The organism is Bradyrhizobium sp. 160 (genome assembly GCF_023073735.1).
GTDB lineage: Bacteria > Pseudomonadota > Alphaproteobacteria > Rhizobiales > Xanthobacteraceae > Bradyrhizobium.
Genome location: NZ_JADPKD010000047.1, coordinates 1 through 13,846, shown reverse-complemented (window position 1 = coordinate 13,846; position 13,846 = coordinate 1). Strand labels below are relative to the sequence as shown.

Here is a 13,846-nt window from a genome sequence, read left to right as displayed (position 1 = left end):
TTTTAGCGCCGGACGATCGAGCCGGCGCGGCCAATCAGGCGGGCGAGCTGGCGGAAGCGGCTGCCGACGCGGTCGGCGACGAGGTCGCCGAGGCGGTGTTCGAACACCAGCATCAGCTTGCGGCTCTGGCTGCGGAAATGCGTGGCGGGTAGCACGCCCGGCCGCGCCGCCGAAATCAGGTGCGCGACGCGGAACGCTGCTCCCAGGAGGCGGGCGCGCTCGAGCTGCGCCGGCGTCAGCAGGCCCTGCATGGTAGCCGGCGGCTGGTTCTCCTCGCTCAGGCCCGCATAGCGATAGAACACCGACAAGCCGACGAAGGCGCGTTCGGTATGGGTGATCGCGCCGAAATTGCCATTAACGACGAGGCTCAGCGTCTGCTCGCCGCGATGATCGGGGTGCACGCGCCAGCCGATGTCGGAGAGCAGGCACGCGGTGTGGCGCAGGCGGCGGTCCTCTTCGGTCTCTCGCAGCTTCACGACGCGCGCAAGGCGGTCGGTCCAGGCGATCAGCTCGCGGGCATGCTTCGCCGAGCGCGACAGCAGCTGGTTGAGCTCCTCTGCGGCGCAGATCAGCCCGTCCTTGTTGCGTTCGGAATCCGAGAGCTTCTCGTGCAACAAACCCTCGCGCACGCCGAAGGTCGAGAACACGATGGTTTTCGGCTTCGCCACGCGGATGATGTGCTCGAGCACAAGGGCGGCATAGGTGAGGAGGGGGCGGCGTGCATCAGCAACGACCTCGATATCGGCCAGCATGTCGGCGGCCGCAAGCCGGCGCAGACGCCGCGAGAAGTCGAGCGCCTCGGCCGCCGAAATCGAATAGCCGTGCATCACCTGGAGCGAATAGCCGCTCTGGATGATGTGGATACGCGCGAGCGCACGCCAGGTGCCGCCGACCGCGTAGAAAGTGCGGCCGCGGCCCGCGGCGAGCTGCGGCACCTCGTCGAGCGCCTCGCGCACGATGCGGTCGGCGCGCTTGAGCGATTTGTGTGCGAGGTCCTGGAGCGCGAGGCCACCGAGCGGCAGCGTCACGCCGCTGCGCACGCTGTTCCTGCGCACGTCGATCAGCTCGAGCGAGCCGCCGCCGAGATCGCCGACGATGCCGTCGGGATGATGGACGCCGGAGATCACGCCGAGCGCCGACAGCCGCGCTTCGCGCGGGCCCGACAGGATCTCGATCTTCACGGCGCAGATGCGCTCGGCCTTCGCGATGAAGTCGGGACCGTTGGAGGCGTCGCGGCAGGCGGCCGTCGCAATCGCGAACACGTGTCCGACCTGCATCACGCGGCACAGGGCGCGGAACCGCTTCAGCGAGGTCAGCGCCTTGTCGACGGCGTCGGGCGCGAGCAGGCCCGTGCTCTGCACCTCGCGCCCGAGGCCGCACAGCGTCTTCTCGTTGAAGATCGGAATGAGGCTGCGCGCCAGCGCCTCATAGACGACGAGGCGGACCGAGTTCGAACCGATGTCGATGACCGCGACGCTCGAGCCGCGCTTGCGCGGCTGCTTCACGTTGAGAATCCGGGATCAGGATTGATGACGTTCATTGCGCCGCGTGAGACGGCGCGGCGAGGATTCCTTGAGCGACTTTCCACGGCCAGACAGACTCGGATTCGTCATGAAGTAGTTGTGGACGTTGAAAGGCTCGTCGCCCTTCGCGGCTTTCATACGCGTTGAGGACCCGTCCGGCAACAATTGCCAGCTCTGCTCATTGTCCTTCAGGTTCGCGACCATGATCTGTTCGAGAACCTGCTGATGCACCGTGGGATTTTGCAGCGGACACAGCACCTCGACGCGGCGGTCGAGGTTGCGCGGCATCATGTCGGCCGAGGAGATATACACAGCCGCTTTTGCGCTCGGCAGGCCTTGGCCCATGCCGAAGCAGTAGATTCGGCCGTGTTCCAGGAAACGTCCGATGATCGACTTGACGCGGATGTTCTCCGACAGACCGGGAATTCCGGGCCTGAGACAGCAGATGCCGCGCACGACGAGCTCGACCTGGACGCCGGCCTGCGAGGCCTCGTAGAGCGCGTCGATGATGTCGGGGTCGACCAGCGCGTTCATCTTCATCCAGACCGCGCCGTGCCGGCCGTGCCGTGCATGCGCGGTCTCGCCCTGGATGTGCTCGATGATGCGCTTGCGCAAGGTCAATGGCGACACCGCCATCTTCTCCAGATCGCTCGGCGCGGCATAGCCCGTGATGAAATTGAACACGCGAGCCGCGTCGCGGCCGATGGTCGGGTCCGATGTGAAGTAGGAGAGGTCGGTGTAGATGCGCGCGGTCACCGAGTGATAATTGCCGGTGCCGGTATGCACGTAAGTCGTGAGGCTGCCGCCCTCGCGGCGCACCACCATCGAGAGCTTTGCGTGCGTCTTCAGTTCGAGAAAGCCGTAGACGACCTGCACGCCGGCGCGCTCGAGGTCGCGCGCCCAGCGGATGTTGGCCTCTTCGTCGAAGCGCGCCTTCAGCTCGATCAGCGCCGTGACCGACTTGCCGGCCTCGGCGGCTTCGGCGAGCGCGCGCACGATCGGCGAGTTGTTGGAGGTGCGGTAGAGCGTCTGCTTGATCGCGACTACATCTGGGTCGCGCGCGGCCTGCTGCAGAAACTGCACCACCACGTCGAAGGACTCGTAGGGGTGATGGACGATGAGATCCTTCTGCCGGATCGCAGCGAAGACGTCGCCGGCATGCTCGCGCACCCGCTCGGGATGGCGAGGCACGTAAGGGGTGAATTCGAGGTCGGGACGGTCGAGACGAGTGAGCTGCGAAAGCTCGTTCATGGCGAGCACGCCGTCGACCAGAAACACCTCGTCGTCAGCCGTCGACAGCGCATGCTGCACGAAGCTGCGCAGCTGCTCCGGCATCTTGGCGTCGATCTCGAGACGGATCACCGACCCGCGCCGCCGCCGCTTCAGCGCAGTCTCGAACAGGCGGACCAGGTCTTCGGCCTCTTCCTCGATTTCGAGCTCGGAGTCGCGGATGATGCGGAAAGCGCCCTGGCCGTGCAGATTGTAGCCGGGGAAGAGACGATTGATGAACAGGGCGGTTGCCTGTTCCAGCGAAATCAGCCGGACGGCCTTGCCTTCGGCCGGCAGGCGGATGAAGCGGTCGATCTTGCCGGGCATGCGGATCAGGGCGTTCATCTGCTTGCCGTCGGCAGCGCGCGTGAGCTGGAGCGCGATGGTGAAGCCGAGGCTCGGAATGAACGGGAAGGGGTGGGCCGGATCGATTGCGAGCGGCGTCAGCAGCGGGAACACGTTGTTGAGGAAGTAGTCCTCGATCCAGCTCCGTTCCGGCTTGGTGACGTCCTTGCCGTCGACCAGGACGATGCCGACCTCGGCGAGCGTGCCGCGCAGGTCGCGCCAGATCGCCTGCTGGTCGGAGGCAAGTTGGGAGACGGTGCGATTGATCAACGCAAGCTGCTCCGACGGGGTCAGACCGTCTGGGCTGCGCTCGGCAATGCCCTCGCGTACCTGGGCCTTGATGCCGGCGACGCGGACCATGAAGAACTCGTCGAGATTGTTTGCCGAGATCGACAGGAATCGCACCCGCTCCAGCATGGGATGGCTGGGATTGACCGATTCCTCCAAGACGCGGCGGTTGAAATGCAGCCAGGACAGCTCGCGGTTGATGAACCGTTCGGGGCTCGAAGCGATCGCCGGCAGGCTCTCCGTTTCCGGGGCTTTTTCTTTGATTTCAACAGCTTGCGCAGAGTCCATGAGAAGTCGATCCATCCAGTTCACCCCAATTGCGACTTACGCGCAAAATCGGCGGGAGCATGTGTTAGAGCGATGACGTTTCGATGACGTTGCCGATAACGTAACTCGCCAGCGGTCCAAAAGGATGATTTGGCCATCGTCGGGTTGTAACGCTACCGGCGTATTCATCTCGATGACATTGATGTTCCGCCGTTCCACCGCGTCAAGCGGCTGGTGCCGGCGGACGGGTCAGACGTCCCGAAGCAGCTCAGCCGCCAGCGCCCGGGTGACGGGGCGGCCAAGCCGCAGGGCCTCGCTGTCGAGCAATTCTACCGCCCGCCGGGCGGCGGCCGAGGATCGCTCCAGCCGGGTCGCGAGGTAGCTGACGACGCTCTCATCCACCGTGAGCTGGCGGTCAGCGCAGAATTTGACGATCAGGCCGCGGAAAAGCTGGTCGTCCGGCGACAGCAACGCGACCACCGGCACGGCGCGCAGACGCGAGCGCAGGTCGCGAAGCTCGATCTCGAGCGATGCGGGTACCTCGCGCCCGGTGAAGAGGACGTAGGCGCCATCCTCGCGGGCGAGATTCATCAGGTGGAAGAGGGCGCGCTCGTCAAACTCTTTTGCCTTGAGATCTTCGACCACCAGCGCTCCGGTCGCGAGCGCGCCCGGGACCGCGGCGGCGGTCAGCGCATCGGCCGTGGTCGAGCGGGCGCCTGATACCTCGGCCCAGATCGCGGCGAGATGGCTCTTGCCGCTGCCTTCGGGGCCGGTCAACCACATGATCCGGTTCGGCCATTCCGGCCAGGCGTCGATCAGGCCTAGACCGACCGCGTTGGCGGGACCCTCAAGGAAATTGTCCCGGCTGAGGCTTTCCGCATGCGGCAGCGAAAACGCCAATTGTCGGGGATGAACGCGGCCTGCCACGCTTGCCTTGCTCCGTGCCGGCGTCCCGGCCTCGTCTGAAAAGATTCGACTTTCGAGCGGGAGTTGGCCTTTTGCGGGGCCACATCCACTCATTTGGCCTCAATCGTGCTCATGTGCCGCAGCCACTCGACGAGATAGAGCGACACCGAGGAGAGCGTGAATACCGCGACGAGGCCCATCAGGATCATGTCATAGGGTGCCGGCTTGAAGCCGAAGGCAAGCGCCGCCAGCACCAGCGCCGCGAATGCCACTTGTGCCACAGTATTGAGCTTGGACACCTTTGATGGCTTCATCTCGACCGGCCGGTCGAACAGCCAGGATACGATCACGGCGGTGACGATCATGATGTCGCGCGAGACCACCAGGATGACGATCCAGCGCGGAATCGCCCCCCAGATGCCGAGCGCCATGTAGATCGAGACCAGCAGCGCCTTGTCCGCGAGCGGATCGAGCAGGGCGCCGAGCTCACTCGCCATGTTGAACCGCTTGGCCAGGAAACCGTCCACGGCATCGCTGATACCGGCGATCAGGAAGACCGCGAACGCCACCTCCATTTGGCTCGACACGATGGCCCAGACGATGATCGGGACCAGCATGATGCGGCCCAGGGTAATGATATTCGGAATACTCACGCGGCGCTTCCCGGCACCCGGCCTGACCTCGGATCCGGCCCCTAGGGAGGCTGAACCGGTTGATATCTACATACTATAGCGCGGGGCGCCACGCTTGCCATTGCGTGTCCCCGGAATTCGACGTAACCAGCCGCAAACCCACTGGAAATCGGGCATGACCGACCGCAAAAACGGCCTCACTTACGCCGATTCAGGCGTCGATATCGACGCGGGCAACCGTCTCGTCGACCTGATCAAGCCGATGGTGCGCGCCACCGCGCGGCCCGGCGCCGACGCCGAGATCGGCGGTTTCGGCGGCCTGTTCGATCTCAAGGCGGCCGGTTTCAAGGACCCCGTCCTGGTCGCCGCCACCGATGGCGTCGGCACCAAGGTCAAAATCGCGATCGAGACCGGGCTGCATGGCGGCATCGGGATCGATCTTGTCGCAATGAGCGTCAACGACCTCGTGGTCCAGGGCGCCGAGCCGCTGTTCTTCCTGGACTATTTCGCCTGCGGCAAGCTCGATCCGGAGGCCACCGCCGCGATCGTCGCGGGTGTTGCGGAGGGCTGCCGCGAATCCGGCTGCGCCTTGATCGGCGGCGAAACGGCCGAGATGCCCGGCCTCTACAAAGACGGCGATTACGACCTCGGCGGCTTTGCAGTCGGCGCCGCCGAACGCGGTACGCTCCTGCCGCGCCCGGACATCGCGGCAGGCGACGCCGTGATCGGGCTCGCGTCGTCGGGCGTGCATTCCAACGGCTTCTCGCTGGTGCGCAAGATCGTGGAACAATCCGGTCTCGGCTTTCAGGCGCAGGCGCCGTTTGCGCCGGTCATGACGCTCGGCGGCGCGCTGCTGACGCCAACGCGGCTCTACGTCAAATCCTGCCTGCGTGCGATCCGCGAGACCGGCGCGGTGAAGGGGCTAGCCCACATCACCGGCGGCGGTTTCACCGACAACATTCCGCGCGTGCTGCCGAAGAACCTCGGCGTCGGCATTGACCTCGCACGCCTGCCGGTGCTGCCGGTGTTCAAATGGCTGGCCGCGCAGGCTGGCATCACCGAGCTCGAAATGCTGCGCACCTTCAATTGCGGCATCGGCATGATCGCGATCGTCGAGCCCGACAAGGTCGACCAGGTGGTCGAGGTCTTCACCGATGCCGGCGAAACCGTGGCGCAGCTCGGCACCGTGATTCCCGCCGAGGGCGAGCACCGCGTCGTCTATAACGGCCATCTCGACCTGGCGCTGTGATGAAGCGCCGCGTCGCCATCCTGATCTCCGGCCGCGGCTCCAACATGGCCGCGCTGATCAAGGCAGCAAGCTCGGCGGATTTTCCGGCGGAGATTTCGCTGGTGATCTCGAACAAGACCGGTGCGCCGGGGCTGGAACGGGCCAGGGCGAGCGGCGTGACGACCGAGGTGATCGAGAGCAAGCCGTTCGGCAAGGATCGCGCCGGCTTCGAGAAAGTATTGCAAGCCGCGCTCGACCGGCACGGCATCGAGCTGATTTGCCTGGGCGGCTTCATGCGCCTGTTCACGGCGGATTTCACCAAGGCCTGGTACGGGCGGATGCTCAACATCCATCCGTCGCTGCTGCCGTCCTTCCCCGGTCTCGATCCGCACGGCCAGGCCCTGCGTGCCGGCGTCAAGCTATCCGGTGCGACGGTGCACTTTGTCATTCCAGAGACCGACGCAGGCCCGATCGTGATGCAGGGCGCCGTCCCGGTCAGCGATCACGACACGGTGGATACGCTGTCCGAGCGCATCCTCGAAATCGAGCACCGCATTTATCCCGAGGCGCTGCGGCTGCTCGCGACCGGCAAGGTCCGGATCGAGGGTGATGTGTGCAGGACGGTGGGCAGCGCGGCGTCGGAGAATTTTCTGATTGCGCCTGTGGTGGGGTAAAAGACGGTCCCGGGCTCACCCGCTACCCGTTCGATTACGTGTCCCAAACAAAATCCCCCGGCAGAGCCGGGGGCAACGTCATGATCTCTCGCGTGTCGTGAGAGGCATCAGGAGACCTTGAGGTTCTCCGCGGATGATTTGCCGCGGTTCTCCACGAGGTCGTATTCAACCACCTGGTTCTCGTTGAGGGTCGAGAGTCCGGCGCGCTCGACGGCGGAGATGTGGACGAACACGTCCTTGTCGCCGCCGTTCGGCTTGATGAACCCATAGCCCTTGGTCGGGTTGAACCATTTGACGGTGCCCTTTTGTGGCATCGCTAGTCTCCTCCACTAGATAGAAAAAAGACGCGGCCGCTTTTTCGCGTGCCACGCCACAAACGGCCTTCCGAAAGTCTGTCGAGTCTTGAGTCTCAATGTCGCGAAACGCACAGCCAGCGGCCAATTCCGTTGTGGCCAATATTGCAACATGAAAACCGTGCGTTAGCAAGCAGAGCACGAATTTCAAGATCGCCCCGGACGTGCCCGGGCCCAATTTCGACCTGTGGCCGGGGAACCACAATCAGGAGCAATCCCCCTTATCTGGAGGCGTCAGCTGGTTGACCCTCCGTAACAGTTCGGCGCAAATCAGCTCATGGGTGTGCCGCTCATGTTGCATTTTTGCGCGCCGCCATTTGCTTCGGGTTTTGTCGTCATGCGCTGCACTGCGCAGCCACCAGGGACACGGCAGACGATCGGGCTGAACCGTGTCCGCCGGCTCGCGGCAGCGGTCGCCACGACCTTCACACTTATGGCGTTTGCGCTCATCGTGACGATGTCGGCGGCTACGCCCGTCCTCGCGCAAAGTCCCACGCCAACGCCGACGCCGACCCCGACACCCACGCCGTCGCCGACCCCGGTCCCGATGCCGACCTCGGCCAATTATGACCAGTCGGCCGGCAACAGCACGCTCAATCTCGGCTCAGGTTTCCTGGAGCGCCTCGGCAACCAGGCATCGAGCGGCTTCAACCGGGCGTTGCGAACCAATCCCGGCGGCGGCGGCGCATCGGCGAGCACCGAAGATCCGCGCTACCGCACCTGGTTCGAGGGCTACGGCATCTCGGTCCGCACCGATGCGCAAGGAGACTTCGTCGGCGACAAGCGCAAGACCTTTGGCGGCGTCGCCGGCATCGGCGCACGTCTCGCGCCGGGTGTCAGTATCGGCTTTTCGGTCGACCAGAGCCACACCGACATCGACGTGCCCCTGGCGCTCCAGTCCGCGACACTCGACCTCACCCAAATCGGCTTCAATGGCTCCGTCGACAAGGGGCCCTGGACCTGGGCCTTTGCGGTGGTGCACGGCTTTGGCAAGGTCCGTTCCAGCCGTGATACCGGCCTTGGGCTTGCGCGGGCGGGCTACAGCGCCGCGGTCGACGGCGCGCTGACCGAGATCAGCTATTACTGGACCAAGGACCAGATGCGCATCGTGCCGAAGGGCGCGGTCGAATATGTGCGTGCCACCAGCGCGGCGTTCCAGGAGGCCGGCGGCCTCGATCCGATCAACGTCGGCGCAACAGCGCTGTCGCGTGCGCGTATCATGATCGGGGCCGAGATCGGCCGCTATTTCGTCATCGACCAGAAGATCCTGGACCTGTCCGCCCACGGCAAGTTCGTCGACAATTTCCACCAGGACCTCGGATCGATCCAGGTCAGCCTGGGCACCCAGAGCATCGTCGTCCCCGGCATCGGCGAGAGTCGCTACGGCATGGATGCCGGCGCCTCGGCCTCGCTCAGCCTGACCAGCGTCGCGCGGCTCTACGTCAATTACGACGGCAAGCTCCGCAACGAGCTCACGTCGCACCAGGGCACGGTCGGCTTCGAATACAAATGGTGAGCTGAAGTTTATGCGGGTGTTGTCGCAACATAGCCGGTCAGCCCAAATCCGTCGCGCGCGGCCGTCATCATCGGCACCAGCGCGTTCGGATGGATGAACTCGTCGCGGAAGCAGGGATAGGTCCTGGGATCGAAGATCTTCTTCAGCCAGTCGACCACAATCTTGTGCCGCTCGGAGGTGCGGAACTCCTTGTGATAGGTGAGCCAGAGATCGGCGTGGTGGCTGACGCCGAGATCGACGGCGACGAGCGGCGCACCAAGCGCGATCGAAACCGTCGGCAGGAAGCCGATGCCGGCGCCGCGTTCGACGGCATAGAGCGCGCCGACCGAGGAGTTGATCTTGATGCCGACGATGCCCTCCAGCGACGTCAGCCCGAGCACGCGGGCATAGGCGCCGTCGTCGACTTGCGGCGCGCTCTGCTTGATGATGCGGTGGTTCTTGAGTTCGGCGAGCGTTGCCGGGACGCCGTAGAGGCTCTCGTACTCCTTGGAGACGAACGGATAGATGTGCAGCCGGCCCAGCTTGGCGACGATCAGATCCGGATTGGTCGGTGGCTCGAGCTGGATCGCGATGTCGGATTCCAGGCGGGCGACGTCGGCCTGCTCCATCGCGCAGCGCAGATCGACGGTGATCTTGCGATAAGTCTTCTGGAAATCGATCAGCCGCGGCAGAATCCAGAAATTGCCGGGCCCCTCCGTCACCGCGACGCGCACGGTACCGGCAGTGTCGTTCGACGAACGCGAGGCGCGACGGAAGACGTTGAAGGCGTGACGCTCCATATGCGCGACGTCGGCGATCATCGCGGTGCCTTCATCGCTGAGCGTGAGCCCGCTCTGGTCGCGCAGGAACAGCTTGCAGCCGATGCTCTCTTCGAGCCGGTCGATCCTGCGCATCAAGGTGGTGGAGGTGAGCCCGAGCTCTTCGGCTGCATTGCGAAAACTTTTATATTTTGCGCACGCTAAAAACAGCTTCAAATCGTCCCAGGACGCGCCCAGGGCTTCTTCACGGTGCTGCATCATCGCAGCACCCCGGTGCAATAACTGCTGCATACTCTTGGTCCCCAACCGCTAAGCTCGTCCTCATAGCGGGGTACGAAAGCGGCAAACGATAGAGAGGCGATATCGGTATGGAAAGGGGCTCGTTTGACGCACGGCATGATTTCGATGCGCTGCCGCTGAGTCCGGACGTCGATGTCCGTTGTGCGCAATCTTCCGAAATCGCGGCGCTTTCGGAGATGGCGCATCGGCTGGTGCCGGGCGTGCGGATCGAGGCGGCGGAGCTTTCGAAATATCTCACGTTCGATCCTCAGAGCATCCTGACTTTCAGCCGGAAAGGACGTCTGCTCGGCGGCATGGCCTTCCTGTTCCTCAATGATCGCGGGCACGATGCGCTGCTGCTCGACGAGATCTGCCTGACTGCACCGGAGACGCGCCATCTCGCTTCAGCGAAGGACGACGTTGCGGCCATCTACATCTGGGCGATCGCGGCGACGGGGCGCGGCATCGCCGGTCTCGGCAAGGCCGCGGCTCATCTGCGACAGCTAAGGTTTCGCGGCGCCGATTGCTATGCGCAGCCGTCAACCGTGGCCGGACGCGACATCATGAGAGCGACCGGCTTTGCCCCCGTTCCGAGCTTCCAACCCGACCTCTGGTGCTACGAGCGCCCCTGGCATCGCCGGCCGATGCGCATGCCCGGTGCGATCATCCAAGCAAGGAGTTTTGCAGATGCACGGTACTAGAACTCCTCTCTCCAAGCCCGATTCCCGCGCCGTTACCATTCGCCTTGCGCGCGATCCCAGCGATCTCATGCTGGTCACCGCGATCCGTTCCGCAGTCTATCTCGCCGAGCAGAATTGTCCGTTCGAGGAGGAGTTCGACGGCAACGACATGGTCGCCGCGCATTTCATCGGCTTCGTCGGTAGTGAGCCCGCGGGCTGCCTGCGGGTGCGCTTCTTCGGCGATTTCGCCAAGGTGGAGCGGCTTGCGGTGCGTCACCAGTACCGGCGCTCGCGCGTCTCGTTCAAGCTGGTGCAGGCGAGCGTCGACTATGTGAAGCGCAAGGGCTTCCGCAAGATTTACGGCCAGGCGCAGGACCGCCTGGTGGATTTCTGGGCCCATTTCGGCGCCAAGCCGCTCGGCCACAATCGCAAGATCACCTTCTCCGATTTCTCCTACACCGAGATGCTGCTGGAGATCGAGCCGGGCCCGAACGCCATCACGCTGGACAGCGATCCCTATGTGATCATCCGGCCCGAAGGCGATTGGGACCGGCCGGGCGTGCTCGATGCCTCGGCGGGGCGGGCGGTGACCTCGCCGCTGCGGCACCTCGCGGCCGCCGATCACTGAGCTAGGTGCAACTGCGCGCAAGACAATGCCGGTTTCCATCCACGATGATCCGCCGATCCTGGTCTGCGCGGACCTGCAGGTCGAATATCTGACCCCTGGGCGCCGCCACGTCATCCTCGGCGGCGATGCCGCCACCGCACGCTGCCTGGAACTGCTGACGCTGTGGCGCAGCAATCTCTGGCCGGTGATGCATTTGAAGCGCATCGCGCAGGCGGCCTGGTTCAATCCGGCATCGAGGCTGACCGATTGGATCGCGGAGGCAAAGCCGCGTCCGGGAGAAATGATGTTCGAGCATCCGCTGCCGTCCGCCTACAGCTCGTCGCGGTTTGTGGACTTTATGTCCAATATCCACAATGTGCGCTGCGTGCTGGCCGGATTTTCCCTGGACGAGACCATCCTGGCCACCGCCGTGGACGGGTTTCACCGCAGCCATCGCTACGAGGTGATCACTGACGCCGTGGCCTGCCGGCAGCCCGGCACGGGTGATGCCGCCGCCTACAAGCGTGCCGTAGTGAATGTCATCGGGAATTTTGCTACAATCCATTCCAGCGCCGAACTGATCAGAACCAGCGGCGCCGTTGCGGTGTAGGCGGCCGCGATCGGCGGGGTGGGGTTGAGACATTGTCCCGGGGAGAACACCTCAAGGAGCTGGCAAGCGATTTGTCGCGTGCCGTCGAGACGGCGCGCCGCGTCGGCTTGCCCACGACGGTCTATCTGCTCTCGATGGCGCTCGTCGAGGTGAGGGAGGCCGCCACCGCTGAAGACGGGGATGACGACGACGCGGCCTAAAAAGCCGCCCAATCCCGATATGCGGCTTTGTGCAACGCTGCTGAGCGCTTGCTGCCGACGGATTGGCGTTGCAAGCTTTGTCTCATCGAAATAGCCAAGTAACTTGATCATCAAGTGATGATGCTGGCTGTGCTGGCGACGTCACGACTTTAGGGATCCCTGCAAATGTCCATGCTGCCGAATTCGCAAGAGGCCCGGGATGTGGCCTACCAGCTCCATCCCTACACCAACGCGCGCACCCATCAGCAGGCCGGTCCTCTCGTGATCGAGCGCGGCGAGGGTCCCTACGTGTTCGATGCCGCGGGCAATCGCTATTTCGAGGCGATGGCCGGCCTGTGGAGCGTCGGGCTGGGCTTCAATGAGAAGCGTCTGGTCGACGCCGCGCACAAGCAGATGCAGGCGCTGCCGTTCTATCACACTTTCTCGGCCAAATCGCACGGGCCCTCGATCGATCTCGCCGAGAAGCTGGTCGCGCTCGCGCCGGTGCCGATGAGCAAGGTGTTCTTCACCAATTCCGGCTCGGAAGCCAACGACACGGTGCTGAAGCTGATCGCCTACCGCTCCAACGCGCTGGGCCAGCCGCAGCGCAAGAAGGTGATCAGCCGCCTGCGCGCCTATCACGGCGTCACCATCGCCTCGGCCAGCCTCACGGGCCTGCCGAACAATCACCGCTCGTTCGACCTGCCGCTGCCGAACATCCTGCACACGGGCTCGCCGCATTTCTACAAGGACGGCGCACCCGGCGAGAGCGAGGAGGCGTTCGCGACGCGCCGGGCCGAGGAACTGGACGCGCTGATCCAGAAGGAGGGCCCGGATACGATCGCGGCTTTCTTCGGCGAGCCGGTGATGGGTGCGGGCGGCGTCATCGTTCCGCCGGCGACCTATTGGGACAAGATCCAGAAGGTCTTGAAGAAGTACGACATCCTGCTGGTCGCCGACGAGGTGATCTGCGGATTTGGGCGCACCGGCAAGATGTTCGGCTGCGAGACCTACGGCATCAAGCCCGATGCGATCGTGGTGTCCAAGCAGATCACGTCGAGCTATTTCCCGCTGTCGGCGATCCTGCTGAACGACCGCATGTTCGAGCCGATCGCCGACGAGAGCAACAAGATCGGCGTGCTCGGCCACGGCTTCACCGCGGGCGGTCATCCCGTCGGCTCGGCGATTGCGCTTGAGAATTTGAAGATCATCGAGGAGCGCGGCCTGGTCGCGCATGCTGCCGAACTCGGCGGCTACATGCAAGGCAAGCTGCGCGAGCTCGCCAGCGGTCCGCTGGTCGGCGAGGTCCGCGGCGTCGGCATGATTGCCGCCCTCGAGCTCGTGCTCGACAAGGAGCGCAAGACCGCAGCCGCTACGCCCGGCGCCGTCGGCGGCATCGCCAGCCGCATGCTGCAGGAGCGCGGCGTTATCTCCCGCAACATGCTCGATGCCATCGCCATCTGCCCGCCGCTGATCGCCACCAGGGCCCAAATCGACGAACTGACCGCGGCGATCTCGGGTGTGCTGGAGGACATGAAGGGGGAAGTTGCGAAGCTGACGCCGGCGTAAAATCTCTCCTCATCATCGCGAGGAGCGAAGCGACGAAGCAATCAGGCTGCCTCCAAGGAAGGATTCTGGATTGCTCACATGGGGGTTTGGTGTGTCAAGATTTATGATCAGCTCTTTGTTCGATTGCAGGCCAGCTCTTCGTCCCGACCGTGGGATCTTTCGG

General features: G+C 64.2%; 14 protein-coding genes. 8 read left to right on the top strand and 6 right to left on the bottom strand.

The annotated features are described in order from the left end of the window. Positions 1-2 precede the first annotated feature (2 nt). The 4 genes from ppx to IVA98_RS18155 form a co-directional block, all read right to left on the bottom strand. Positions 3-1,505 (bottom strand): exopolyphosphatase, encoded by a 1,503-nt coding sequence (gene ppx / locus IVA98_RS18170; protein ID WP_247304246.1) that lies wholly within the window; start codon positions 1,503-1,505, stop codon positions 3-5. A gap of 15 nt (positions 1,506-1,520) precedes the next feature. Beyond that, a complete protein-coding gene (locus tag IVA98_RS18165) occupies positions 1,521-3,713 on the bottom strand; it encodes an RNA degradosome polyphosphate kinase (RefSeq protein ID WP_247304604.1) in 2,193 nt (730 codons plus the stop codon). A 228-nt stretch (positions 3,714-3,941) separates the two neighbouring features. Further along, positions 3,942-4,619: a P-loop NTPase family protein gene (locus IVA98_RS18160; protein WP_247304244.1), complete on the bottom strand. Its 678-nt coding sequence runs from the start codon at positions 4,617-4,619 to the stop codon at positions 3,942-3,944. A gap of 89 nt (positions 4,620-4,708) precedes the next feature. Continuing rightward, complete coding sequence (locus tag IVA98_RS18155) at positions 4,709-5,251, bottom strand: CDP-alcohol phosphatidyltransferase family protein (RefSeq protein ID WP_247304242.1); 543 nt, start codon at positions 5,249-5,251, stop codon at positions 4,709-4,711. A gap of 154 nt (positions 5,252-5,405) precedes the next feature. Here IVA98_RS18155 and purM point away from each other — a divergent pair, with 154 nt between their 5' ends. After that, positions 5,406-6,479: a phosphoribosylformylglycinamidine cyclo-ligase gene (purM, locus tag IVA98_RS18150; protein ID WP_247304240.1), complete on the top strand. Its 1,074-nt coding sequence runs from the start codon at positions 5,406-5,408 to the stop codon at positions 6,477-6,479. Next, entirely contained in the window at positions 6,479-7,132 is a 654-nt protein-coding gene (gene purN, locus IVA98_RS18145; protein ID WP_247304238.1) for a phosphoribosylglycinamide formyltransferase, read from the top strand. The genes purM and purN overlap by 1 nt, the downstream gene beginning before the upstream one ends. 107 nt (positions 7,133-7,239) lie before the next feature. Here the strand turns inward: purN and IVA98_RS18140 are convergent, their stop codons facing one another. Continuing rightward, positions 7,240-7,446, bottom strand: coding sequence for a cold-shock protein (locus tag IVA98_RS18140; RefSeq protein WP_008551638.1), 207 nt, complete (start codon positions 7,444-7,446; stop codon positions 7,240-7,242). Between the two features lie 376 nt (positions 7,447-7,822). On the opposite strand from IVA98_RS18140, the gene IVA98_RS18135 reads away from it, so the two are divergent. Next, positions 7,823-9,001 carry an autotransporter outer membrane beta-barrel domain-containing protein gene (locus IVA98_RS18135; RefSeq protein WP_247304236.1) on the top strand — a complete coding sequence of 393 codons (1,179 nt, stop codon included), beginning with the start codon at positions 7,823-7,825 and terminating at the stop codon, positions 8,999-9,001. An 8-nt stretch (positions 9,002-9,009) separates the two neighbouring features. Here IVA98_RS18135 and IVA98_RS18130 read toward each other — a convergent pair whose 3' ends face one another. Next, a complete protein-coding gene (locus IVA98_RS18130) occupies positions 9,010-10,050 on the bottom strand; it encodes a LysR family transcriptional regulator (protein WP_247304235.1) in 1,041 nt (346 codons plus the stop codon). 77 nt (positions 10,051-10,127) lie between these two features. Here IVA98_RS18130 and IVA98_RS18125 point away from each other — a divergent pair, with 77 nt between their 5' ends. The 5 genes from IVA98_RS18125 (at position 10,128) to IVA98_RS18105 (ending at position 13,683) form a co-directional block, all read left to right on the top strand. Beyond that, a complete protein-coding gene (locus IVA98_RS18125) occupies positions 10,128-10,739 on the top strand; it encodes a hypothetical protein (protein ID WP_247304234.1) in 612 nt (203 codons plus the stop codon). Next, on the top strand, positions 10,726-11,346 hold the full coding sequence (locus IVA98_RS18120) for a GNAT family N-acetyltransferase (protein WP_247304233.1): 621 nt from the start codon (positions 10,726-10,728) through the stop codon (positions 11,344-11,346). The genes IVA98_RS18125 and IVA98_RS18120 overlap by 14 nt, the downstream gene beginning before the upstream one ends. A 25-nt stretch (positions 11,347-11,371) precedes the next feature. Then, positions 11,372-11,935, top strand: coding sequence for an isochorismatase family protein (locus IVA98_RS18115; protein ID WP_247336414.1), 564 nt, complete (start codon positions 11,372-11,374; stop codon positions 11,933-11,935). A 32-nt stretch (positions 11,936-11,967) separates the two neighbouring features. Then, positions 11,968-12,135, top strand: coding sequence for a hypothetical protein (locus IVA98_RS18110; protein ID WP_247304231.1), 168 nt, complete (start codon positions 11,968-11,970; stop codon positions 12,133-12,135). A gap of 165 nt (positions 12,136-12,300) precedes the next feature. Continuing rightward, complete coding sequence (locus IVA98_RS18105) at positions 12,301-13,683, top strand: aspartate aminotransferase family protein (protein ID WP_247304230.1); 1,383 nt, start codon at positions 12,301-12,303, stop codon at positions 13,681-13,683. Positions 13,684-13,846: the final 163 nt, after the last annotated feature.